Source organism: Camelimonas sp. ID_303_24 (assembly GCF_053543495.1).
In genome coordinates this window covers 55,768-79,062 of record NZ_JBLLJM010000007.1, presented here as the reverse complement: position 1 = coordinate 79,062, position 23,295 = coordinate 55,768, and the positions used below count along the sequence as shown (strand labels likewise).

General features: G+C 65.4%; 18 protein-coding genes. 10 read left to right on the top strand and 8 right to left on the bottom strand.

What is annotated here, in order from left to right:
- Positions 1-486 precede the first annotated feature (486 nt).
- Positions 487-2,076 (bottom strand): fatty acid--CoA ligase, encoded by a 1,590-nt coding sequence (locus ACERNI_RS09390; protein ID WP_448833025.1) that lies wholly within the window; start codon positions 2,074-2,076, stop codon positions 487-489.
- Between the two features lie 73 nt (positions 2,077-2,149).
- Positions 2,150-3,358: an ABC transporter substrate-binding protein gene (locus tag ACERNI_RS09385; protein WP_448833024.1), complete on the bottom strand. Its 1,209-nt coding sequence runs from the start codon at positions 3,356-3,358 to the stop codon at positions 2,150-2,152.
- A gap of 327 nt (positions 3,359-3,685) precedes the next feature.
- Here ACERNI_RS09385 and ACERNI_RS09380 point away from each other — a divergent pair, with 327 nt between their 5' ends.
- Positions 3,686-4,471, top strand: a complete 786-nt coding sequence (locus tag ACERNI_RS09380; protein ID WP_448833023.1) for a TetR/AcrR family transcriptional regulator — start codon at positions 3,686-3,688, stop codon at positions 4,469-4,471.
- A gap of 325 nt (positions 4,472-4,796) precedes the next feature.
- Here ACERNI_RS09380 and katG read toward each other — a convergent pair whose 3' ends face one another.
- Complete coding sequence (katG, locus tag ACERNI_RS09375; protein ID WP_448833022.1) at positions 4,797-6,971, bottom strand: catalase/peroxidase HPI; 2,175 nt, start codon at positions 6,969-6,971, stop codon at positions 4,797-4,799.
- Between the two features lie 147 nt (positions 6,972-7,118).
- On the opposite strand from katG, the gene ACERNI_RS09370 reads away from it, so the two are divergent.
- From ACERNI_RS09370 to ACERNI_RS09350, 5 genes are all read left to right on the top strand, one after another.
- Positions 7,119-8,030, top strand: coding sequence for a LysR substrate-binding domain-containing protein (locus ACERNI_RS09370; RefSeq protein ID WP_448833021.1), 912 nt, complete (start codon positions 7,119-7,121; stop codon positions 8,028-8,030).
- A gap of 375 nt (positions 8,031-8,405) precedes the next feature.
- Complete coding sequence (locus ACERNI_RS09365; protein WP_448833020.1) at positions 8,406-8,900, top strand: hypothetical protein; 495 nt, start codon at positions 8,406-8,408, stop codon at positions 8,898-8,900.
- A 16-nt stretch (positions 8,901-8,916) separates the two neighbouring features.
- The gene (locus ACERNI_RS09360) at positions 8,917-9,555 is read left to right on the top strand and encodes a L,D-transpeptidase (protein ID WP_448833019.1); all 639 of its coding nucleotides are present in this window, start codon (positions 8,917-8,919) and stop codon (positions 9,553-9,555) included.
- Positions 9,556-9,681: 126 nt separating this feature from the next.
- Positions 9,682-10,719 carry an amino acid ABC transporter substrate-binding protein gene (locus ACERNI_RS09355; RefSeq protein ID WP_448833018.1) on the top strand — a complete coding sequence of 346 codons (1,038 nt, stop codon included), beginning with the start codon at positions 9,682-9,684 and terminating at the stop codon, positions 10,717-10,719.
- A 414-nt stretch (positions 10,720-11,133) separates the two neighbouring features.
- Positions 11,134-12,435, top strand: a complete 1,302-nt coding sequence (locus ACERNI_RS09350; RefSeq protein WP_448833017.1) for a class I SAM-dependent methyltransferase — start codon at positions 11,134-11,136, stop codon at positions 12,433-12,435.
- Positions 12,436-12,468: 33 nt separating this feature from the next.
- Here the strand turns inward: ACERNI_RS09350 and ACERNI_RS09345 are convergent, their stop codons facing one another.
- The 3 genes from ACERNI_RS09345 to ACERNI_RS09335 all read right to left on the bottom strand — a co-directional run bounded on the left by ACERNI_RS09345 (position 12,469) and on the right by ACERNI_RS09335 (position 16,022).
- Positions 12,469-14,115, bottom strand: coding sequence for an AMP-binding protein (locus tag ACERNI_RS09345; RefSeq protein ID WP_448833016.1), 1,647 nt, complete (start codon positions 14,113-14,115; stop codon positions 12,469-12,471).
- 185 nt (positions 14,116-14,300) lie between these two features.
- On the bottom strand, positions 14,301-15,554 hold the full coding sequence (locus ACERNI_RS09340; RefSeq protein ID WP_448833015.1) for an ABC transporter substrate-binding protein: 1,254 nt from the start codon (positions 15,552-15,554) through the stop codon (positions 14,301-14,303).
- A 240-nt stretch (positions 15,555-15,794) separates the two neighbouring features.
- Entirely contained in the window at positions 15,795-16,022 is a 228-nt protein-coding gene (locus tag ACERNI_RS09335) for a hypothetical protein (protein ID WP_448833157.1), read from the bottom strand.
- Here ACERNI_RS09335 and ACERNI_RS09330 point away from each other — a divergent pair.
- The 3 genes from ACERNI_RS09330 (at position 15,912) to yghU (ending at position 20,349) form a co-directional block, all read left to right on the top strand.
- Entirely contained in the window at positions 15,912-16,973 is a 1,062-nt protein-coding gene (locus tag ACERNI_RS09330) for a glycosyltransferase family 4 protein (protein ID WP_448833014.1), read from the top strand. The two genes, ACERNI_RS09335 and ACERNI_RS09330, sit on opposite strands and share 111 nt — an antisense overlap.
- A gap of 122 nt (positions 16,974-17,095) precedes the next feature.
- A complete protein-coding gene (locus tag ACERNI_RS09325; RefSeq protein ID WP_448833013.1) occupies positions 17,096-19,315 on the top strand; it encodes an amylo-alpha-1,6-glucosidase in 2,220 nt (739 codons plus the stop codon).
- A gap of 161 nt (positions 19,316-19,476) precedes the next feature.
- Positions 19,477-20,349 (top strand): glutathione-dependent disulfide-bond oxidoreductase, encoded by an 873-nt coding sequence (yghU, locus tag ACERNI_RS09320; RefSeq protein WP_448833012.1) that lies wholly within the window; start codon positions 19,477-19,479, stop codon positions 20,347-20,349.
- Positions 20,350-20,393: 44 nt separating this feature from the next.
- Here the strand turns inward: yghU and ACERNI_RS09315 are convergent, their stop codons facing one another.
- Positions 20,394-21,446, bottom strand: coding sequence for an NAD(P)-dependent alcohol dehydrogenase (locus ACERNI_RS09315; RefSeq protein WP_448833149.1), 1,053 nt, complete (start codon positions 21,444-21,446; stop codon positions 20,394-20,396).
- A gap of 93 nt (positions 21,447-21,539) precedes the next feature.
- A complete protein-coding gene (locus tag ACERNI_RS09310; RefSeq protein WP_448833011.1) occupies positions 21,540-22,331 on the bottom strand; it encodes a hypothetical protein in 792 nt (263 codons plus the stop codon).
- Between the two features lie 164 nt (positions 22,332-22,495).
- On the opposite strand from ACERNI_RS09310, the gene ACERNI_RS09305 reads away from it, so the two are divergent.
- Positions 22,496-23,275 carry a crotonase/enoyl-CoA hydratase family protein gene (locus tag ACERNI_RS09305; protein ID WP_448833010.1) on the top strand — a complete coding sequence of 260 codons (780 nt, stop codon included), beginning with the start codon at positions 22,496-22,498 and terminating at the stop codon, positions 23,273-23,275.
- The last annotated feature ends 20 nt before the right edge of the window (positions 23,276-23,295 follow it).

The following is a 23,295-nucleotide window of genomic DNA, read 5'->3' as shown; positions in this document are numbered from 1 at the left end:
GGCGCCATGAAAGCGGCCATCAACGCCGCCACACTCGCCCCCCGCGACAGGTAACCTGCCGCCCCATAAATCTTCGCCACCTGACGTCCCCTGCCAGTTTCCGTAATACCGGCAGCCTTAGAACGGGAGTCCGCGACAGGAACAACGCTTATCTTTTAGAACAAACCAGATGTATATTTATTCTAAATTCAATCAATTATTAGGACGTTGAATCTTTGTATGTTTTATTCTTATTTTAATTGGAATTATTCTAATGAAAGTACAAAATTTTGCATTGCCTGTGGATAATTTTTCACATTTCGCTGTTTCCGGATGACACGGCGACCCAGCTTTACCGGTCCATCACCCTCCGCTGGATCAGGGCCCCGCCCCCCGGGAAATCATGTGGGGCGCCAACAGGCGCTGGCGCAGCCCCCTGCCGCGCACAAAAAAGCGCCGGCGCGAAACCCGCGCCGGCGCATCAACCGCAGCTTGTGTTGAGACCGTTCAGTTTACCTGACGCGCGTAACCGGCCCAGAACGGTTCGCGCAGCGTACGGCGCAGGATCTTGCCCGAGGCGTTGCGCGGCAGCAGGTCGATGAAATCCACCGACTTCGGCGCCTTGAACGCGGCGATGCGGGTGCGCACGAAGCCGATCAGCTCCTCCTCGCTCACCTCCTTGCCCGGCCGCAACGCGACGACCGCCTTCACCTCCTCGCCCCATTTCTGCGACGGAATGCCGATCACCGCAGCCTCGGCCACGGCGGGGTGGCTGCTGATGGCGTTCTCCACTTCCGCCGGATAGATGTTCTCGCCGCCCGAGATGATCATGTCCTTCATCCGGTCGTGGACGTAGAGGTAGCCGTCCTCGTCCATGTAGCCGGCGTCGCCGGACTTGAACCAGCCGTCAGCGGTCATGGCGGCGGCGGTCGCTTCCGGCAGATTGAAGTAGCCGACCATGTTGGACGGGCCCCTGATGGCGATCTCGCCGATCTCGCCGGGCGGCAGCGCCTTGCCATTGTCGTCCAGGATGGCGATTTCCACGCCCGGCAGGGGCTTGCCGGCGGAACGCATGCGCGGCGTTTCCTCCATGGTGTGGTCTTCGGGCGGCAGCACGGTGACCGTGCCGGTGGTCTCGGTCAGGCCATAGGCCTGGATGAAACCGCACTTGAACACCTCCATGCACTCCATCAGCAGCGCATGTGGCATGGGGCTGGCGCCGTAGGAGATGCTGCGCAGGCGGGAGTAGTCAATCTCCCGGGCGCGCGGCTGGCGCACCACGAACTGCAGCGCGGCGGGCACCATGAAGAACTTGTTGACCCCATCCTTGTCGATCAGATCCAGCACCTGCATCGGGTCGAACTCGCGGGTGATGATGGCCTTCACGCCATAATACATTACCCAGATGCCGAAGCCCGTGCCGCCGATATGGCCGTTGGGCATGGCGACGAGGCCGATATCGTCCTCGTACCAGTGCATCCACTCGTCCTCGGCCTCATCCTGCAGGCGCCGCATGCCGAGGAAGTTGTTGTGGGTGAGCAGCGCGCCCTTGGGACGTCCGGTGGTGCCGGACGTGTAAAGCTGCAGAAATGGCTCGCGGAGGGCGCATTCGCGCTGCGGATCCGTATCCGCCTGGGCATCGCGCCAGCGCGTCAGGTCCGCCCATTCCGGCTCACCGCCCTCCATGGCGATGACGCCCTGCAGGCTGGGGCATTCGGCGGCGACCTGGCGGCCGAGATCAATGAATTCCGGGCCGACGAACAGCAACTTCGCGCCGGAATCCTGCACGATGTAGGATACTTCCGGCGGGGCCAGGCGCCAGACCACCGGCACGATGACGACGCCCGCCTTCATGCAGGCGAACACCAGCTCGAAGTACAGATCGGAATTCTTGCCGACATGGGCGACGCGGTCGCCCGGCTTCAGACCAGCCGCGATCATGGCGTTGGCGATCTGGTTGATATGCCGGTTGCGCTCCGCGTGCGTCGTGAGCCGCCCCTCAAATTCGGTCGCGATCGCGTCGCCGCGGTCCCGCGCGTGCACCCGGGGGATATCCGCCAGCGTCGTCAGTTCATCGTGAAGCTTGATGTTCTGCATGGATCTTCTCAACAAAGGGCCAGGAAAGGCAACCGGGGAGCTCCGGACAGCAACCGCGTCCGGAGCATCAGGATTATCGCGCGCTGATGACGTCGCCCACGGGAACCCAGTCATCCTTCTCGAAACGCATCAGCTGCATCTCGCGGATCGGGGCGAAGTTTTCAGGGTTGTTGGCGTATTTCACGCCCGGACGCAGCCCGGGGACTTTGACGTCCTTCAGGTTGGTGGCGATTTTCATGATGTTCTCGCGGGTCAGGTTGTCGCCCGCCTCGCGCAGGACATGGGCCATGACATGCGACAGCATGTACATGCTGAAGCCGATCTCATTGCTGATGTCTTCGTTTGGCAGATACTTCTTCATGAACGCCAGATAGGTGGTCACGTCCGGATCATTCGCCCAGTTGGGGCTGGTGATCTGCTTCATGGCGCTGGCGGTCAGCAGCCCCTGGACATTCTCCAGTCCGGCGGCGTTCAGATAGACGCGACCGGCGGACGGGCTGCAGATGAAATGCATCGGCTTCCAGTTGATCTCGGCCAGTTTCTTGAGCGACTGCGACGTCGCCTTGCCAAGCGTCACGTTGAAAAACACGTCTGCGCCGGTGTCGCGGGCCGCCAGGATCTGGCTGTCGATCGTCGGGTCGGACAGCTCGTACGTCAGCTCCTTGACGATCATCTTGTCAGCCTTGTCGCCAAGACCGCGCTTGATTCCCGCCAGATAATCCTTGCCGAAGTCGTCGTTCAGATACAGCACGACGATCTTTGAATTCGGCTTTTCCTTCGCCAGGTACTTGCCATAGATCACAGCCTCGTCGACGTAGCTGATGCTGCTCGGCGTGGTCCAGGGAAAGGCCTTCGGCTGGTTGAATTTCGATGCGCCGGTGCTGACCATCAGCTGCGGAATTTTCTTCTGGTTCAGATAGCGCTGCACCGACGTCTGCGCCGCCGTGCCGACGCTGGCGAAGGTGGCCAGCACTTCGTCCTGCTCCACCAGCTTGCGGGTCTGCTCGACGGTTTTCGGCGGCGAAAAGGCGTCGTCCAGCGAAATCAGCCGCACCTTGCGGCCATTGATGCCGCCCTGCTCCTCATTGAGCATCCGGAAATAGGCCTGCTCGACGCGCCCCTGAATGCCGTGAGCCGACAGCGGCCCGCTATACGGCACGGTGTTGCCCAGACGGATCTCCGTATCGCTGGCCCCGGTGTCGTATTTCTTTTCCGCCTGCGCGGCGCTGGCCGCGAACATGAGGACGGCCGCCGCAGCCGTGGCGGTGCGCAGAAACTTCATTGTCGATCCTCCCGATCCCTGACTTTTTCATTTTTCGCCGGTCTGTCGCCAGGAGCCGCCGCCAACGACGGTCACAACGCCAGGGCGCCACCGGCTTATCCCAAATCCAGAACGCGTTCCACTTTTCTGGCGGCGCGCGCTCCCGGAGCATACGAACCTGTAGCAGGCGAGCCCGCCGCGCTGCAGAACGTCACGCCAGTTCACCTGGCCAACCGCACCGCCGGACAGCGCGGCGAAGCCAGATGCGAAAAGTCACGCGAATAGCATTCAACATACTGCAAATGCTACAATTTTTTACTTGATCTTATCACTTGATATACGGACTATATGGAGAGAATCCACCGGGCGCAAGCGCTGCACGACGGGAAGCCAATGACTGCGGATCGCCAGGACGCCCGACACCAGCGGCGGGGAAACGGGACAGCGCCGCGCGCCAGACGCCCGGCGCCAGAGGAAACGCGGCTCCGCATTCTGGAAGCTGCGATGAAATGTTTCGCGCAGCAGGGTTTTTCCGGCGCCACGACGCGCGAAATCGCGGCGGAGGCCAGCGTCACCCTGCCGGTGATCGCCTATCATTTCGGCAACAAGGAGGGGCTGCATCGCGCCTGCTCCGGGGTCATTCTTGGCCGCTACCGGGACCGGATGCTGCCGGTGGTCACCGCCGGGCGCGCCGCCGTAAGATCCGGCGCGCTCGCCGCTCCCGAAGCGCGGAGCATCCTGCTCCAGATCATGGAAGGTCTGATCGAAGCGTTCACCCACGAGGCGGACGAAAAATACCAGAGCCATTTTGTCCTGCGGGAGCTGAGCGACCGGGGCCCGGCCTACGGCTATCTGATGAAGGAACTGTGGCGGCCCGGGGTGCTGCTGGTGGCGGATCTGCTGGCCATCGCCTCCAGCCGCGATGCGACGACTGACCGGGACAAGGCCGCGGCGCTCATGCTCCTGTCGTCCCTGACCGCGCTGTCGAACCAGTCGGCGATTTCGCTCTCCATTCTCGACCGCAGCCGGTTCACCGATAGCGACAGGGTTCTTGCCGGCCAGCTGGTCGGCGGCATGATTGACAGCTTCCTCGCGCGAGGCCCGAGCGCCTTGCGACCGGAAGGAAGCGTCTGATCGACCAGAGTTCGCCAAAAACAACGGCTCCACGGCGCATCGTCCAAGGGGGCCAGGAAAAAGCGCGCCACGCCCGGGCAGCCTGTCCTTGAGGCGGCAACAGCGGGTCGGAAGGCGTTAAAAAAGAAGCCCGCCAGGGACGCCGGCGGGCTCACTCATGCAGGTTCGCGCCGCTGCTGACGCAGCGGCAACCTGCAAAACTCATATCAGTACGGCGACTGGCCCGCGCAGGACATGCCGCGCGCCGCTCCCGCCTTTGCCAGCCCCTGGCGCTCACCAGGGGCCGGCATCAGGCCAGGAGTTCCCGAGTACGCAAAGACCCTGATTACGCGACGTCGAACCGGTCTGCGTCCATCACCTTGACCCAGGCGGCGACGAAGTCGTCGACGAACTTCCGGGCGTTGTCGTCCTGGGCATAAACTTCGGCGTAGGCGCGCAGCACCGAATTCGAGCCAAAGACCAGATCGACGCGGCTCGCCGTCCACTTCACCGCGCCGCTCTTGCGGTCGCGGATCTCGTAGGCGTTGGCGCCGGCCGGAACCCAGCTGTAGGCCATGTCGGTCAGATTGACGAAGAAGTCGTTGGTCAGGGCGCCGACCCGGTCGGTGAACACGCCCGTCTTCGCGCCGCCATGGTTGGCGCCAAGCACGCGCATGCCGCCCAGCAGCACCGTCATCTCCGCCGCCGTCAGGCCCAGAAGCTGGGCCCGGTCGAGCAGCATCTCTTCCGGCGTGACCGCATAGTCTTCCTTCTGCCAGTTGCGGAAGCCATCAGCGAGCGGCTCCAGCACGGCGAAGGACGCGACGTCGGTCTGCGCCGCCGTGGCGTCACCCCGGCCCGGCGTGAACGGAACCGCGACGTCGAAGCCCGCGGCCTTCGCGGCCTGCTCGACGCCGACGTTACCCGCCAGCACGATGACATCGGCGATGCTGGCGCCGGTTGCGGCGGCGATCGGCTCCAGCACCGACAGCACCCGCGCCAGACGCTGGGGCTCATTGCCGGCCCAGTCCTTCTGCGGCGCCAGACGGATGCGCGCGCCATTGGCGCCGCCACGCTTGTCCGAACCACGGAACGTGCGGGCGCTGTCCCAGGCCGTGGCCACCAGGTCCGGGATCGACAGCCCGCTGCCGGCGATCTTCGCCTTGACGGCGGCGACGTCATAATCCTCGCGGCCAGCCGGCACCGGATCCTGCCAGATCAGTTCCTCGGCCGGAACGTCCGGACCGTAATAGCGCGAACGCGGCCCCAGATCGCGGTGGGTCAGCTTGAACCAGGCGCGGGCGAACGCATCCGAGAACGCCGCGAAATCGTTCATGAAGCGCAGCGAAATTTCGCGGTAAATGGGATCAACCTTCAGCGCCATGTCCGCGTCGGTCATCATCGGCATGACGCGGATGGAGGGATCCTCCACGTCGGCCGGCTTGTCCGCGTCGGCGATGGTGATCGGCTCCCACTGGTTGGCGCCGGCCGGGCTGCGGGTCAGCGTCCACTCGTGCTTGAACAGCATCTCGAAGAAACCGTTGTCCCACACCGTCGGATTCGTGGTCCAGGCGCCTTCGATGCCGCTGACGACAGCGTCACGACCAACGCCCCGGCTGGTCCGGTTCAGCCAGCCCAGGCCCTGGTCCTCAATGGCGCCGCCTTCCGGCGCCGGGCTGAGCAGCCCCGCATCGCCATTGCCGTGGCCCTTGCCGACCGTATGGCCGCCGGCGGTCAGCGCGACGGTTTCCTCGTCGTTCATCGCCATGCGGGCGAAGGTTTCCCGCATCATGTTGGCGGTCTTCTGCGGATCCGGCTGGCCATTGACGCCTTCCGGGTTCACGTAGATGAGGCCCATCTGCACGGCGGCCAGCGGGTTGGCCAGCGTTTTGGCGTCGGCCAGATCGCCATAGCGGCTGTCGCTGGGAGCCAGCCACTGCTTCTCGTCGCCCCAGTAGATGTCCTTCTCGGGATGCCAGATGTCCTCGCGGCCGAACGCGAAGCCATAGGTCTTCAGGCCGGCGCTCTCATAGGCAATGGTGCCGGCGAGCGCGATCAGGTCGGCCCAGCTGATCCGGTTGCCGTATTTCTTCTTGATCGGCCACAACAGGCGGCGCGGCTTGTCGGTGTTGGCGTTGTCCGGCCAGGAATTCAGCGGGGCGAACCGCTGGTTGCCGGTGCCGGCGCCGCCGCGACCGTCGGCGATGCGGTAGGTGCCGGCGGCATGCCAGGTCATGCGCACGATGGTGCCGACATAATTGCCCCAGTCGGCCGGCCACCACTCCTGGCTGTCGGTCATCAGCGCGCGGATGTCGTTCTTCAGCGCCGCGATGTCGAGCTTCTTCAGCTCTTCACGGTAGTTGAAATCCTTGCCAAGCGGGTTCGTCTTGACGTCGTGCTGGTGGAGAATGTCGAGGTTCAGCGCGTTCGGCCACCAGCTGGTGACCGAGGCCCCGGTCACGGTCAGCCCGCCATGCATGACCGGACATTTGCCGGCCTTTTTCGCTTCAATGCCATCCATGACCATTTCCCTTCAGAACCTGCTGCGTTGCCGCCACGTCACGTCCGGCTGGCCGGACCCGCTGGCGACGTCTGCCTTGAATGGTTCTAGGCAAATGCGGTCATAATGAGAACTTGAATTTTCAAATTGCACCGATAGTTTTTTCAAATGATCTCGATCCGGCATCTCCGCTATTTCGCCGCCCTCGCCCAGCATCGGCATTTTGGCCGCGCCGCCGACGCCTGCGCCATCAGCCAGCCTGCGCTTTCGTTGCAGATCAAGGATCTGGAGGATCTGCTCGACGCGCCGCTGGTGGAGCGCGACCACCGGCAGATCCGGCTCACCAGCCTCGGCGAGGCCTTCGCCAGCCGCGCCCACGACATTTTGCGCGCTGTGGACGAACTGGCCGACCTCGCCCGCGCGTCCAGCCAGTCACTGGCGGGCGATCTGCGCATCGGCATGATTCCCACCGTGGCCCCTTACCTGTTGCCAGCGGTGATCCGGCGGCTCGGCGAGCTGTTTCCGGCGGTGGACCTGCGGCCGCGCGAGGCGGTGACGCAAAAGCTGATCGAGGACCTGACCAGCGGCAGGCTGGACGTCGCCATCGTCGCCCTGCCGGTTCTGGAGCCGGTGCTGCAGGAACTGCCGCTGTTTGAGGAGGAGTTTGTCCTTGTCCGGCCGTCCGCCGACAGGATGAAGCCGCCGCCCTGCCCTGAGGCGCTGCGGGAAATGCGCCTGCTGTTGCTGGAGGAAGGCCACTGCTTCCGCGATCAGGCGCTGGCGTTCTGCAATATGAGCCCGGGCGCGCCCAAGGACCTGATGGAAGGCAGCTCGCTCTCAACCCTGGTGCGCATGGTCGGCGCCGGCATCGGCGTTACCCTGATACCCGAGATGGCGGTGGCGCCGGAAACCGCCTCCGTCGATGTCAATGCCGTCCGGCTGGCGCAGCCGCGCCCGTCGCGCACCATCGGCATGGTGTGGCGCAAGACGAACCCGCTCGCCGCGCGGTTCGCCGAGATTGGCGAGGTTGTCACCCAGGAGCACGGCAACCTGCTGGCGGCGCGGCTGAACAGCTTCTGAAAGCGGGAGGCGGACACCGCCCGGCGGCGCGGCGTAGTCGTCAAGCTGTCGAACCCTCCAGCCTCCCCACACGCGGCCGCCAATCAGCACATCAATTGTTGATGGTCAGCGCGCCGCACTGGTCGCCTGGCGCATGCCCGAATTACGGAGCCCGGAACCCGTCCAGATCCAGGCTGGCCGCGACATGCAGCTGTGTTTAACCCGCATCGACTGCATTGCCGGCGCAGCGACTGATGTTTCCGCAAGGAGATGTCCACTTTTTGGGATCATGCTCTGGCGCTCTGCATCCTGGACGTCCAGGATGCGCCAAACGGTCGGCCGTCGCATTCCACCGGAATCCGGCGCCAGATGGGCATCATGTGGGAGAGGGAACGTATGACACGGACATGCGACGGCGATGCGCGGATGAAGCGCCCGGGACTCGCTGCTTGCGCCTGCGCTATCGCGCTGCCGCTTGTGCTGGCCGCCTGCAGCCTTGGCGAGAGAATGTCGCCAACAGCGCGGGCGCCCAGCCCGACTGGCGTCTCGCGCGACGCACTGGTCGGCAGCTGGGGCATCGCCTCGTTTCACACTGACAAGGACCGCAAGCGCACCGAAGCCCAGGCGAAGGCCCAGTGCAGCCAGCCGTACAGTATTGTTCGCGGGCCCAACGACGGCGTGATGATGCACGTGGCCGACGACGCCAAGCTCTATGAACTGCGGCTGAAGGCCGGCGCGGACGGCCGGACCTACATCGGCTTTGAGTCTCCCGCTGGCGACCCGCAGGACCGCGAGTTGCTGTCAGTCACGCCGAATGTGCTGACCATGCGGTTTGTCGACCCCGACGCGCACCGGCGGTATGGCACCTTTGTCTTCGTCCGTTGCAGCTGACGGGAGCCGGCGCGTCATGAAGTCCGATCGAAATATTTTCCGCCGCCTTGTGCTGTCCAGCCTTGGGCTGGCCTGCCTCGTCGCTCCGGCCCTCGCGGCGCCGCAGCCGCCGCCGCGCCCGCAGGCCGACATCCGCGAGACCATGGATATCGGCGACGAACCGGGCCGCATCTCCACGGAAGAAGTGCGCATCACCGATGGCCCCTTCGCCCGCCAGATGGTGCTGTACCGCACCACCGAGGCGCCCGGCACGGTCATCATCCATTCCGACGAGCGCTTCCTTTATGTGGTGCAGGGCAACGGCCGGGCGCTGCGTTATGGCATCGGCGTCGGCCGCGAAGGCTTCACCTGGTCCGGAAAGGTCCAGGTGACGCGCAAGGCCGAATGGCCCGACTGGCGGCCGCCGCCAGACATGCTGAAGCGCCAGCCCTATTTGCCGCGCTTCATGGCCGGCGGGCCGGGCAATCCCATGGGCGCCCGCGCGCTCTATCTGGGCTCCACGGTGTTCCGCATTCACGGCACCAACCAGCCGGAAACCATCGGGCAGGCCATTTCGTCCGGCTGTTTCCGTCTCGCCAACGGCGACATCATCGACCTGTACGAGCGGGTGCCCGTCGGTACGAAGGTGATCATCCGTCACAAGGCGACGTTGTAAGCAGCGGCAACGGGCGGCGCTGAAACCCGCCCCTGCAAGCTTTTCTCAACATCGGGAAGGGACCCGGCTCCAGCAGACCGGCGTCCACTTCAGCAATCGCAAAACATGCGAAAGGGAAAGGGAGCCATGTCCAAGTCCCCATGGACCAGCCTGCGCCGTTTCGGCGGCGCCGCCATCGGCGTGATGGCCGGCGTCTTTGTCATGTCGGCGCAAGCGGGAACGCTTGATACGGTCAAACAGCGCGGAACGCTCAACTGCGGCGTCAGCGAAGGCGTCACGGGCTTCTCGGAAAAGGATGACAAGGGCGCCTGGCGCGGCTTCGACGTCGACTTCTGCCGCGCCGTCGCCGCCGCGACGCTGGGCGACGCCAGCAAGGTGACCTTTACGCCCCTGTCGGCCAGCCAGCGCTTCGAGGCCCTGAAGAACGGCAAGGTTGACCTGCTGGCCCGCAACACCTCCTGGACCCTGGGCCGCGAGGCCGAGCTTGGGCTGGCGTTCGCTGGCGTCGCCTATCACGATGGCCAGGGCTTCCTCGTGAAGCGGGCGCTCGGGGTCGACAGCGCCCTGTCGCTCGACAAGGCCAAGGTGTGCGTCGAGGCCGGCACCACCAGCCAGCTGAACCTCGCCGATTTCTTCAAGGCCAATTCCATGACCTATGAAGAGAAGGTGTTCCCGACCGCCGCCGAGGCGATCGCCGCCTTCGCCGAAGGCAAATGCGACGTGCTGACCCGTGACCAGTCGGCCCTGCATGGCGAGCGCCTCAAGCTGGCAAAGCCGGCCGAGGCCATGGTGTTGCCGGACGTGATTTCCAGGGAGCCTCTGGGCCCGGTCGTCCGCAGCGATGACTTCCCATGGTTCAATGTGGTGAAGTGGGTGAACTTCGCCCTCGTCAACGCCGAGGAACTGGGCATCGCCTCCGCCGACGTGGAAAAGGCGCTGCAATCGCAGAAGCCGGAAGTACGCCGCTTCACGGGCGCCGAGGGCAATTTCGGCAAGGCGCTTGGCCTCGACCCTGACTGGGCGATCCGCGCGGTGAAGGCGACCGGCAATTACGCGGAAATCTACGAGCGCAATCTGGGCTCCAGCTCGAAACTCGGCGTGCCGCGCGGGCTGAACCAGCTCTGGAGCATGGGCGGCGTGCTGTACGCCCCACCGATGCGATAAGATCGCGCCAGGATCGCAACAGGATTCTGCGGCGCTGGCCCGACTTCACGCCAGCGCCGCAGAGTTTCGGGAGAGCCGCCGCATGGCTGCAGGAGCGCGGAGCAGCGCCCCTGTCTCATCACAATGAAGCGCTGACCCACCGGCTTTCAGGACAGGGCCTGGGGCCTTCCCTGACAGCCCATCCAGACAAGGCCTGGGGCCATGTGCGTTGCGCCATCCGGCCCGATCCGGCGCGTCGCTGTCAGCCCTGTGATCGGTCATCACGCGCCCCCCTTTGATCGCGTTATGCCCCGGGGTGATTGCTCTTCGGCGGTCCATCCGGGCTGTCCATCTGGAGCCACAAGACGGGCCTGGAGGCAAACGCCAGCGCGCCCCTGGCGGCGCAGTGAACCAGGCGGAAAAACAGGAAGCGACATGTCGGCAGAAAAACGCCTCGCCACGTTGACGCAGTTGCTGACGCATGTGCGCGAGCGGCTGCAACTGAAGCCGGGTTTCTTTCTGTGGGATGGTTCACGGGTTCCGGCGGATTACCCCGAAACCGGCCTTGGGGTTTATCTGGGTGATGAAGGCGTGATCGGCGCGCTGGTCCGCCGCCCGTCCGTCGCCACCCTCGCCAATCTGTGGGCCGCCGGCCGCGTCGATATCCGCAATGGCGACGTGTTCGATCTTGTGGCGGCGAAACCCGCCGTGCGCACCCGCGAATTCCGCCGCACGCTCGATCGCAAGCTGGCCCTGCGCGCCGGCGCGCAATTCCTGTTCACCCCACGCGGCGGCCCATGGCCGCTGGAAGACATCGCCAGATCGGCGCCGAGCGACGGCGACGCTGGCGAGAACCGCAAAAACATCAGCTACCATTATGATGTTTCCAATGATTTTTACCGGCTCTTTCTTGATGAGCGCATGGTCTATACCTGCGCCTATTACAAGGACTGGACCAATTCACTGGAGCAGGCGCAGGTCGACAAGCTGGAGATGACCTGCCGGCGACTGCGTTTGCAGCCTGGCGAGACTTTCCTCGATATCGGCTGCGGCTGGGGCGCGCTGATGGCGCACGCTGTCACGCATTTTGGCGTCACGGCGCACGGCGTCACCCTCTCCGAACAGCAGGCGGAGCTGGCCCGGGCGCGCTTCCAGCAACTGGGGATCGCCGACCGCTGCACGGTTGAACTGATCGACTACAGCAAGCTGCCCGGCGCGGAGCGTTTCGACAAGATCAGCTCGCTGGGCATGATCGAGCACGTGGGCATCGCCAACTACCCCACCTATTTCAGCACGATGCAGCGCCTGCTGAAGCCTGGCGGCCTGTTTCTCAACCATGGCATCGTCCGGCCCGGCAAAAGCGCCACCAAAAAGAAGAAGCGCGCGGATTTCGCCGCCCTCACCCGCTACATTTTCCCCGGCGGCGAGCTGGATACGCTCAGCGGCACGCTGACGGCCATGGAGCGCGGCGGCTTTGAAATCCGCGACGTGGAATGCTGGCGCGAACACTACATGCGCACTTGCCGCGTCTGGCACGACCGGCTGCGCGCCAACCGCGACGCCGCCATCGCCGAGGTCGGCGAGGTGAAGTATCGCGTCTGGCTGATGTATCTGGCCGCCTGCTCCATCGCCTTCGAGCGCAACAACGTCGGCATTTACCAGACCCTGGGCCAGAAGCGCCTGAAAGGCCCCTCCAACCTGCCGCCGACGCGCGCCGACCTCTACCGGGTGGTGTGAGGCGGCGCGACGGGCAGAAGCGTCGCCCGCCAGCTACCCCCGCTTTTTCAACGCCCGCAGATCAATGGCGCCGTCGGCCTTGCGCGGATCCGCGCCGGCCGCGAACAGCTCGCTTTTCTGCACCTTCTGGGTGCTGGTTTTCGGCAGCGCAGCCAGAAACAGCACCCAGCCCGGCGGCTTGAAATAGGCCAGCCGCTCATTGGCCCACGCGAACAGCTCCCGCGCCTTGCCCTCGCTGGCTGCATCGGGCGCGCGCAACACGACGCAGGCGAAGACTTCCTGCTCGCGCACCTCATCGGGCGCGGCCACCACCGCCACTTCCGCCACATCCGGATGCGCCAGCAGGGTCGCCTCCACTTCGGCGGCGGCGATGTTCTCACCGGAGCGGCGGATGATGTTCTTGTTGCGGTCGACGAAATACAGCATGCCGGTTTCGTCCTGACGCACCACGTCGCCCGTGTGGAACCAGCCGCCGCGCCAGGCCTCGGCCGTCGCCTCCGGGTTCTTGAGATATTCCCGGAACATGCCGAGGCGCGGATTGTCGCCGCAACGGCGCACCAGCAATTGCCCTTCCCGCCCGGTGGGCACATCGTTGTCGTCGGCGTCGACAACGCGGGCGTCGAGATCGAGCCCCGGCCGGCCGAGCGGGCGGCCCATGGCGCGGGTGTGGATCATGCGCGGCTCGGCGTCAGCGAAAAAACCGCCGCCGGTTTCGGTCATGCCCCACAATTCAAGCAGCGGCGCGCCGAAGCGCTCCTCGAAGTCGCCGTGAATCTCCGGCTCGACGCCAGCGCCAAGCATGAAGCGCAGTCCGTGCGCCCGGTCCAGCGGCGTCGGCTCCAGCTTCATCAACATGCCGGGAATGACGCCGAGATAATGCGCCACGGTGGCGCGGCTGTCTGCCAGCTCCTTCCACCAGCTGTGCGGATGGAAACGGTCGGGCAGGATCACGCAGCCGCCGTTCATCAGCGCCGCCATGAAACTGAATACGCCGGCATTGATATGAAACAGCGGCAGGGGGTTGTAGGTGCGTTCCTGGCCCTCGCGATATTGTCCAAGGCCGGTATTGCTGCAGCACCCCCGTCCAACGCTGAGATAATACTGGTTGGTGGCGACGCAGCCCTTGGGCCGGCCGGTGGTGCCGGACGTGTAGTAAAGACAGGTTTCCGTATCGGGATCCGGCGTCGCCTGCCCGGCCGGCGTTCGCGCCGGGGGAAATGGCGCGGCCGAGGTCACGTCGTGCAGCGGCGGCGGTTCAGCGCACAGCGCCAGCGCCCGTTGCGCCTGCTCAAGCCGCCCGGGCAAGGCGACCAGCAGCGATGCCTCCGCGTGTTCCAGCAGGTAGCGCATTTCGTCGGGCCGGTAGTCCGGGTTCACCGGAGCCAGCGATGCGCCGAGGCTGTTGAGGGCGAGAAAATGGAAAAAGTGCTCGGGCCGGTTTTCAAGCAGGACCGCAACGCGATGCCCTGGCCCATAGCCCGCGGCCTGGTAACGGGCGGCCAGATCGTCAACGATGGCGCGGGTGGCGGCGTAGGTATATTCCACGCCCTCCGGCAGGTACGATCGCGTCGCAAGGGGGCCGACAGCGATGAAGCTGTTGTCCGGATACAGGCTGGCGACGTTATGGAAGATGGCGGAAACCGTTGGCGCGGCAAGCGTCTCCGGCGTGATGCGGTTCATGGCGGCGTCCCTGCCCTGTGGCGTTTTCCCACCGGCGCGGACGCGCTCTGGGGCAGGAAAACGCGTCAAATCATGTGGAGGCAAAACTCCTGTCCGGCATGAACGGATTTTGCCCGGGTCCTGTCGCTGGAAAGTTATTGGCGTCGTTCACGCGCGGCGGACCGCAGTGAACGACTGGAGCGCCGTCAGTTCTTTTTCGATGAATCGATCACCGGCCCAAACCGCACGTACTGCTTTCCGTCAAAGCGGATGAGCTGCAACTGCTCGATCGGATAGTGGTCGTCCGGCGCCGTGTTGATCTCGATGCCCGGCAGCAGCAGATCGGAGCGGAAATGCTTCAGATTGGCCGCCTGCTTCATGATGTTGGCCGGGGATACGTCGTCGCCGGCCTGGCGCAACGCCTGCTCCATCGCCTGCACGGCGACATAGGCGTAGACGGTCAGCGCGTCCTTGCGGTCCGCGTCGGGCAGATATTTGTCATAGAAGGCATTCCATTTTTTGAACGCCGGATCGTCCTTCCACTCCGGATCGTTGGCGTCCTTCAGATAGGCGCTGGAAATAATGTCCTTTGCATTTTCCAGTCCGGCCGGGCCAAGCACGGCGGCGATGGAATTGGCGTTGCTGCCGAGATAATGCGTCGGTTTCCAGCCAAGTTCGGCGATCTTGCGAATGGCCTGGGCGGCGAATTTCGGCGTGGTCATGTTCATGAACACATCGGCGCCAGAGGCTTTCAGCTTGACGATCTGGGAATCGATCGTCGGATCGGTCGATTCATAGGAGGCTTCGGCGACGATCATCTTCGCCTTGTCGCCAAGGCCGTCCTTGAAGCCCTTGAGCACGTCGCGGCCGAAGTCGTCGTTCTGATACAGGACCGCAATCTTCGCATCCGGTTTGGTTTTCAGAATATTCGCCGCGAACGCCTTGCCCTCGGTCTGGTAGCTGGGCTGGAAACCCATGGTCCACGGCCATGCGGCCTGGTCGCCGAATTTGGTGGCGCCGGAGGCGATGAAAACGTGCGGGATCTTGTGGCCGTTGAGATATTTAAGCGTCGCCGAGCTGGTCGGCGCGCCGAGCGAGCCATACATCACCGCCACCTGATCGTTTTCCACCAGCTTGCGCGTCTGCTCCACGGTTTTCGGCGGGCTGTAGGCGTCGTCATAGGTGATGAAGGTGATCTTGCGGCCATTGACGCCACCCTGGTCGTTCATCATGCGGAAATAGGCCGCCGGAACCTTGCCAAGCACCGCGTAGACGGCGGCGGGACCGCTGTAGGCGTTGACGTTGCCAATGCGGATCTCGCCCTTGTCCGCGGGCTTGTCCTGCGCCTGCGCGCCGCCGGTCAGCGCCACCGCCCCGGCCACAACGCCCGCTGCGGCGCACAGCGCCGTTCCGGCCCGCGCCGCGCGCAGCCATGCGTGGATTCTGCCTCTGCCGGCCATGCCGTTTCCTCCAACCCTGTGGTCTTTGCGCCGCCGCCGCCGTCCGGACAGGCCGCGCTTGCGCCGGTTTTCCGGCTTGTGGGCGGGAGTGTCGGATATTGGCGCCGCGCCCGTCAATCATGACGGCGACGCGCGACCCGGCTCCGCCCAATTCTGGCCGCGGCGACGCGTCGGACAGCCTTCCCTAAGGTGATGCCACATGACGCCATGCGGGCGGACATGCCTTGAACATTTTTATGGTTAACCCTGTTGTGCAGCTGGCTTGCCGGAAACAGTCACAGCTGCCGTTGCCAGGACAGTCGGCCCGTAAGGTTCTGCGCCGCGCTCCTGCGGCTTGCCAGTACTGACGGTGACGCCATGAAAATTGCCCAGATTGCGCCCCTGGCTGAACGCTGTCCTCCAAAATTCTATGGGGGCACCGAGAGAATTGTTTCCTATCTGACGGAACAGCTTGTCGATATGGGTCACGACGTAACCCTGTTCGCCAGCGGCGATTCCGTCACGTCAGGCTGCCTGTGCGGCTGCTGCGAAATGGCGTTGCGCCTCAATCCGGCGGTGCAGGAACAATTGCCCTGGAACCTGGCGATGGTGGACCGGGTCCGACGCCAGGCCAGCGCGTTTGATATCCTGCATTTTCATGTGGATCTGCTGCACTTCCCGACATTCCGGGACATCGCCCACAAAACCGTCACGACCCTGCATGGACGCCAGGACCTGCCCGATCTGGCGCCGTTCTACCGGCAGTTTCCCGCGTATCCGCTGGTATCCATCTCATATGCCCAGCGAACGCCAATGCCGGCGGGGCTGAATTGGGCCGCCAATGTCTACCATGGCCTGCCGGAACAACTGCTGACGCCCCAGCCCCATCAGGACGGCGGATATCTTGCCTTTCTCGGGCGGATTTCGCCGGAGAAACGTCCGGATCGCGCCATCGCCATCGCCGCCGGCGCTGGCCTGCCGCTGCGGATCGCCGCAAAGATTGACCGGGCCGACGCCAGCTATTGGGCGGACATGATCGAACCGCTGGTGCGCGACAGCGATTGTGTGACCTTCTGCGGCGAAATCGGCGAAACCGAAAAGGCGGACTTTCTCGGCAATGCCCATGCGCTGCTGTTTCCCATCGACTGGCCAGAACCGTTTGGGCTGGTGATGATCGAAGCCATGGCCTGCGGGACGCCGGTCATCGCCTGGTCATGCGGCTCGACGCCCGAGATCATTGACCACGGCGTCACCGGCTTTCTGGTCAGTTCGATCGAAGAAGCGGTGGCGGCGGTCAGAATGGCCGGCGAACTGGACCGGAGGGAGGTGCGCACCAGGTTCGAGCAACGCTTCTCAGCCACCCGCATGGCCCGCGATTATCTGGCGGTTTACGAGCGCCTTGCCGGTGCCCGCGCGACGCCGCCACTGCAGGTTGCCTGAGACAGGCCGGCGGGTGTCATGACCGCTGGCCACTGCCATGGCGCGCCCCCTGAACACGCCCCAGGAGTTTTCCTGGAGGCCCTGCCTTGCCGGGAGGCCCCGTCTTTCCAGGAGGTCCTGTCATGGAAACCGTCCAACCGACGTCGCTGATGGCGTCCCAGGCAATGGCTGGCGGCCCGGCGGCCAGCGAGCCCGAGACCGACCTGTGGTCCGTGCAAAGCGACGCCTCGTTGCAGGAAACGCAACCCCGGGCGCTCAAGCAGGGCGACGCCTTCGCGGTGTTTGATCATCACGGCGACGCCCTTTCCGGCCCGCAAAGCCCGGAGGGACTGTTCTGGCGCGACACCCGGCACCTGTCGCACCTGGCCATGACGGTGTGCGGGCGCAGACCCATGCTGCTGTCGTCGATTCTCCGGGACGACAACGCGACGCTGACCTGCGACCTGACCAACCCGGAGATCGTTGGGCGGGATGGCGAACCGGAGATAGCCCGGGACGCCCTGCATATCCGGCGCTCCTGCTTCCTGTGGAACGCCGCCTGCTATCAGCGGGTCGTGGTGAAGAACTACGACCAGAAGCCGCATGACGTGACCATCGCCATCACATTCGCGGCGGACTTCGCCGACCTGTTCGAGGTGCGCGGCTCCCGGCGCGAACGCCGGGGCGAAAGGCATCCGCCGGAGCCCGCCGCGAACCACGTTCGCCTGTCCTATACGGGGCTCGACCACCAGCGGCGGGTGACGACGCTGGGATTTGATCCGGAGCCGGCGCAACTGACGGGCAATCGCGCCGTGTTCACGTTCACGCTGGCGCCGCGCGAAAGCCGCACCCTGTACATGGAGGTGAGTTGCAGGACCCCTGGCGTCAATCATGCGCCTGCGCAGGGATATTTCGCCGCGCTGCGGGATTCGCGGCGCGACCTGCGTCGCCTTTCCGGGCGCGCGGCGGCGGTCAGCAGCTCCAACGATGTGTTCAATGAAGCGCTGCGGCGCAGCGTCTCTGATCTCTACATGCTGGTGACCGATACGGAGGATGGCCCCTACCCTTACGCCGGCATTCCCTGGTTCAGCACGGTGTTCGGGCGCGACGCGCTCATCACCGCCCTGCAAACCTTGTGGCTCGACCCGGAGATCACCCGCGGCGTGCTGCGCCATCTCGCCCGCAACCAGGCGACGCAGACCGATCCGCTGGCCGACGCCGAGCCCGGCAAAATCCTGCACGAGGTCCGCCACGGCGAGATGGCCGAACTGCGCGAGGTGCCGTTCCGCCGTTATTACGGCAGCGTCGATTCCACGCCGCTGTTCGTCGCCCTTTGCGGCGCCTATCTGCATCGCACCGGCGATGTGCGCGCCATCCAGCAATTGTGGCCCCATGTGGAGGCCGCGCTGGCCTGGATCCGCGCGTCCGGCGACCGGGACGGCGACGGCTTCGTTGAATATGGCCGCCAGACGCCGGACGGGCTGGTGAACCAGGGCTGGAAGGACAGCTTCGATTCCGTCTTTCACGCCGATGGCGCGCTGGCGCGCGGCCCCATCGCCCTGTGCGAGGTGCAGGCCTATGTGTACGCCGCCTGGCAGGCGGCGCGCGACATGGCGGCGGCGCTGGGCGACGGCGCGACCGCCGCCGCGTGCGAGACCCGGGCCCGCGATCTGCGGACGGCCTTCGACGCGGCGTTCTTCGATGAGGAACTGGGCACCTATGTGCTGGCCCTCGATGGCGACAAGCGCCCCTGCCGGGTGCGCGCCTCCAACGCCGGCCATGTGCTGACCTTCGGCCTCGCCCTGCCGGAGCGGGCCGCCGCCGTGGCGAAAACCCTCATGGCGCCGGCCAGCTTCTGCGGCTGGGGCGTCCGCACCGTGCCGGACACCGAGGCGCGCTATAATCCCATGAGCTACCACAACGGCTCCGTCTGGCCCCATGACAACGCCCTGGTGGCTTACGGCCTGCGCCGCTACGGCTACCGGGCGGAGGCCGGCCGCATCTTCGAGGGCCTGTTCGCCGCCTCCACCTACATTGAAATGCGGCGGTTGCCGGAGCTGTTTTGCGGCTTCGCCCGCCAGCGCGGCCAGGGCCCGACCTTCTATCCCGTCGCCTGTTCGCCCCAGGCCTGGGCGGCGACGGCGCCATTGTTCATGCTGCAGGCCTGCCTCGGCGTGGCGTTCGACCCGGCCGACAACGCGATCTCCTTCACCGAGCCGCTCCTGCCGCCCTTTCTTGACGAGGTCACGATCCGCAACCTGCGCATCGGCGAGGCTTCCTGCGACATCGCGGTGTCCGGCCGGCAGTCCATCGTGCACGTGCTGCGCCGCAGCGGCCCGCTGAAGGTGCTGGTGACGGCCTGAGACGTTTTCAAGCCGCAGGTCCGGCGCCAGACCACGCGGCAGCCATGCGCGACGGGCATGCGCCGGGGCTTCCACTGGCGGCGTTTGATGTGAATGATGCTGCCCTTCCGGGAGCCGGCGCAATATCCGGGCTCCAGATTCACACCCGTGGGAGCCCCCGCATGAGTGATGCCTCCGAATACACGCCGCCTGCCGTCTGGACCTGGAGCAAGCCGAGCGGCGGCGCCTTCGCCAACATCAATCGCCCGGTCGCCGGCCCTACCCATGACAGGGAGCTGCCGGTCGGCAAGCATCCGCTACAGCTCTATTCGCTGGGCACGCCGAACGGCCAGAAAGTCACCATCATGCTGGAGGAGCTGCTGGCGGCCGGCCACAGGGGCGCCGAATACGACGCCTGGCTGATCCGCATCAATGAAGGCGACCAGTTCGGCAGTGGTTTTGTCGGGATCAATCCGAACTCCAAGATCCCGGCCCTGCTCGACCGTTCAGGAGCCATGCCCGTCCGGGTGTTCGAATCCGGCGCCATCCTCGTTTATCTGGCGGAGAAATTCGGCGCCTTCCTGCCGACGGAGCCGGCGGCGCGGGCCGAATGCCTGTCGTGGCTGTTCTGGCAGATGGGCAGCGCCCCATATCTCGGCGGCGGTTTCGGCCATTTTTACGCTTACGCGCCGGTGAAGATCGAATACGCCATCGACCGCTTTGCGATGGAAACCAAGCGGCAGCTCGACGTGCTGAACCGCCGCCTGGCGGAGACGCCCTGGCTGGGCGGCGACGCCTACACCATCGCCGACATGGCGACATTCCCCTGGTATGGCGCGCTGGCCAAGGGCCAGATGTACGGAACCGCCGGTGAATTCCTCTCCGTGCACGAATATCCCAACGTCATCGCCTGGGCCGACCGGCTCATGGCGCGCCCGGCCGTCCGGCGCGGGCGGATGGTCAACAACGTCATGGGCAAGCCGGAAAACCAGCTGCATGAACGGCACGATGCGTCCGATTTCGAGACCAGAACCCAGGACAAGATCGGCGGCTGAACGCCGGCGGCGCGGCGTTACGGCGCTTTCCGGTCGAAGTTCGCTCAAAACCCGGAAAGCCGGAGCGTTTTCATGTCGATGACAAAGCGATATTTGACGTCGCTTTTCAGCATGCGCCCATAGGCGTTTTCGATCTGGTCCATGGCGATCATTTCGATATCGGCGGTGATGCCGTTCTGGCCGCAGAAATCCAGCATCTCCTGGGTTTCTGCGATGCCGCCGATGATCGAGCCGGCGAACCGGCGCCGGTTCGGCAGCAGGCTGAAGACGTTAACCGGCAGCGGCGCATCCGGTGCGCCTACCTGCACCAGCGTGCAGTCGCGCCGGAGCATGCCGAGATAGACGTTGACGTCGTGCGGCGCGGCGACAGCGTCAATGATCAGATCAAGCTTTGAGCGCCAGGCCGCCATCGCCGCGCTGTCAGTGGACAGCACCACCTCATCGGCCCCGAGGCGTTTGCCGTCGGCGACCTTGGACGGCGAGGTGGTGAACAGCACGACGCGCGCCCCCAGCGCGTGGGCGAATTTCACGGCCATATGGCCGAGCCCGCCAAGCCCCACGACGCCAACCGTCTTGCCAGGCCCCGCGCCCCAGTGCCGTAGCGGCGACCAGGTGGTGATGCCGGCGCACAGCAGCGGCGCAACGCCGGCCGGATCGAGATTGTCCGGCGCCCGCAGCACGAAATCCTCCGTCACCACCACATGGCTGGAATAGCCGCCAAAGGTGTGGCCGCCGCTGACCCGGTCCTTGCCGTTGTAGGTTCCCGTAGCGCCCTTCTCGCAATATTGCTCCAGCCCTTCCCGGCAGTTCTCGCAGGACCGGCAGGAATCGACCAGGCACCCGACGGCGGCGATATCGCCGACCCGGAACTTCTTCACGTCGCCGCCGACCGCCGCTACCCGTCCGACGATTTCGTGGCCCGGCACGCACGGATACAGCGTGCCGCCCCACTCGTTGCGCACCGTGTGCAGATCGGAATGGCAGACGCCGCAATACTGGATTTCAATCAGCACATCCGAGGGGCCGGGATCACGGCGGTTGAAGGAAAAGGCGCCCAGCGGCGTTTCGGAATCGCTGGCGGCAAAGCCGGTGCACATGAACATGGCGTTCGCTCCCGTTTCGTTTGCAATTGTCAGGCGGGCCAGCCCGCCGGGACAGGCCGCATGGCCGTTATGTTTATGATGGCGGATTCAACCGGCGCTGAGAACGGCGCGCCAGATATCCCTGCTGCGCGTCTGATAGGCCTGCAGCGCCGCCACCAGATGACGGCGCGGCGCATCCGGCGCCATCTCCGCGGGCAACAGCGGGTCGCGCAGCATCAGGCCAATCTGGGCGCGGCCAAGCAACAGACATTCCCGCGCCGCCGCGCGCGGCTCCATCTCCTGGAGCCGGCGCCCGCTGTCCTCCAGAAGCCGCAGCCGGTCCGCGTAATCCGCCGCGAGCGCCCGCACGTCCCAAAGGGCGCGAATGCCGGCGCATTGCTCCGGCGTGAAGCCGCGCGCGACAAGAACCTGGGCGCCCGCCGCCAGGCCCAGCGCCCCCAGGTCCTGCCGCAGCGCCATGACGCCGCCGCGCAGATTGTCCGGTCGCAGCCACAGCCCGCCTGACCAGCAGCGGAAGCCGCGCAGATCCAGCGCCCGGTGGTGGCGCCGCAGCAGGGTGCGGTCGCGCCGGCTGACGCTCGCGTCATGGACCGCGACCCAGTCGCCCGACCACGCCACGACATTGTCGATGCGCTGGCGCCATGTGCTGACGTCCCGCTGCAGGGGCCGCCCGGCGGCGTTGAGGGCATACAGCGCCCGCCCCTGCCGCAGGATCTTCTTCTGCCGCAACAGGCGGGTGATGGCGACGCGCGCCACCGCCTCGGCGTGTCCGACAATCACGCAGCCCTCGCAGACATCCCGGGCCGACATCGGTTCGCCATGGCGGGCGGACAGCAGATCCAGCACCACCGTTGTTGCGCTGGGCAGCGACGCTTCCATTCCGGCGTGTCTCCTGATCCTGGGCAGCGACGCGGCCAGGCGCACGACGCGCCACCCGCCCGTTCATACGGGAACGCCAACCGCGCGTCACCGCTTGACGGGCTGGCGTCAAAATTTCATTATTTGCCGAATTGAAGCAATGAATGAAATATTCGGAGGAACGCATGAGCGCCGCCGTGAGGGTTGAACGTCAGGGCCCCGTCACCACGATCATCATGAGCCGGCCCGAGCGGCGAAACGCTGTCGATGGCCCCATGGCCGCCGCCCTGCGCGCCGCATTCCACGATTTCGAGGCGGATGAGAGCCAGCGCGTCGCCGTGCTCTGGGGCGAACACGGCGTGTTCTGCGCCGGCGCCGACCTCACCGCCGTCAACGACCCGGCCCGCACACATGATCTTGATCCGGATGGCGGCGGCGACGGTCCCATGGGCCCCTCGCGGATGGCGCTGTCCAAGCCGCTGATCGCCGCCGTATCCGGTTACGCGGTGGCCGGCGGGCTGGAGCTGGCCCTGCTCGCCGACATGCGCGTGGCCGAGGAAGGCGCCACGTTCGGCGTGTTCTGCCGGCGCTGGGGCGTGCCGCTGATCGACGGCGGCACCGTGCGCCTGCCGCGCGTGGTCGGCATGGGCCGCGCCCTCGACATGATCCTCACCGGCCGGCCGGTTGACGCACACGAAGCGCTGGCCATGGGCCTGGCCAACCGCGTCGTCCCCCAGGGAGAAGCGCGCGCCGCCGCCGAAGAACTGGCGGGCCAGATCGCCGCTTTCCCCCAGGCCTGCATGCTGGCGGACCGCAAATCGGCCTTCGCCCAGTGGGACCTGCCGCTGGCGGAGGCCCTGCGCCAGGAGGGCCGGGACGGCGCGCCCATCGTCGCAATGGAAGGCAAGGCTGGCGCCATGCGCTTCGAGCGCGGCGCTGGCCGGCATGGCCAGTTTGGCGAATAAGGCGCGGCAAACCCAGGCGC

Bases quoted from the DNA above. Each gene is read 5' to 3' on its own strand.
- ACERNI_RS09355 (WP_448833018.1), top strand. From the start codon at position 9,682: ATGTCCAAGTCCCCATGGACCAGCCTGCGCCGTTTCGGCGGCGCCGCC.
- ACERNI_RS09305 (WP_448833010.1), top strand. From the start codon at position 22,496: ATGAGCGCCGCCGTGAGGGTTGAACGTCAGGGCCCCGTCACCACGATC.
- ACERNI_RS09325 (WP_448833013.1), top strand. From the start codon at position 17,096: ATGGAAACCGTCCAACCGACGTCGCTGATGGCGTCCCAGGCAATGGCT.
- ACERNI_RS09360 (WP_448833019.1), top strand. From the start codon at position 8,917: ATGAAGTCCGATCGAAATATTTTCCGCCGCCTTGTGCTGTCCAGCCTT.
- ACERNI_RS09330 (WP_448833014.1), top strand. From the start codon at position 15,912: ATGAAAATTGCCCAGATTGCGCCCCTGGCTGAACGCTGTCCTCCAAAA.
- ACERNI_RS09315 (WP_448833149.1), bottom strand. From the start codon at position 21,446: ATGTGCACCGGCTTTGCCGCCAGCGATTCCGAAACGCCGCTGGGCGCC.
- ACERNI_RS09310 (WP_448833011.1), bottom strand. From the start codon at position 22,331: ATGGAAGCGTCGCTGCCCAGCGCAACAACGGTGGTGCTGGATCTGCTG.
- ACERNI_RS09365 (WP_448833020.1), top strand. From the start codon at position 8,406: ATGACACGGACATGCGACGGCGATGCGCGGATGAAGCGCCCGGGACTC.
- ACERNI_RS09350 (WP_448833017.1), top strand. From the start codon at position 11,134: ATGTCGGCAGAAAAACGCCTCGCCACGTTGACGCAGTTGCTGACGCAT.
- ACERNI_RS09380 (WP_448833023.1), top strand. From the start codon at position 3,686: ATGGAGAGAATCCACCGGGCGCAAGCGCTGCACGACGGGAAGCCAATG.
- ACERNI_RS09340 (WP_448833015.1), bottom strand. From the start codon at position 15,554: ATGGCCGGCAGAGGCAGAATCCACGCATGGCTGCGCGCGGCGCGGGCC.
- yghU (WP_448833012.1), top strand. From the start codon at position 19,477: ATGAGTGATGCCTCCGAATACACGCCGCCTGCCGTCTGGACCTGGAGC.
- ACERNI_RS09385 (WP_448833024.1), bottom strand. From the start codon at position 3,358: ATGAAGTTTCTGCGCACCGCCACGGCTGCGGCGGCCGTCCTCATGTTC.
- ACERNI_RS09390 (WP_448833025.1), bottom strand. From the start codon at position 2,076: ATGCAGAACATCAAGCTTCACGATGAACTGACGACGCTGGCGGATATC.
- ACERNI_RS09345 (WP_448833016.1), bottom strand. From the start codon at position 14,115: ATGAACCGCATCACGCCGGAGACGCTTGCCGCGCCAACGGTTTCCGCC.
- ACERNI_RS09370 (WP_448833021.1), top strand. From the start codon at position 7,119: ATGATCTCGATCCGGCATCTCCGCTATTTCGCCGCCCTCGCCCAGCAT.
- katG (WP_448833022.1), bottom strand. From the start codon at position 6,971: ATGGATGGCATTGAAGCGAAAAAGGCCGGCAAATGTCCGGTCATGCAT.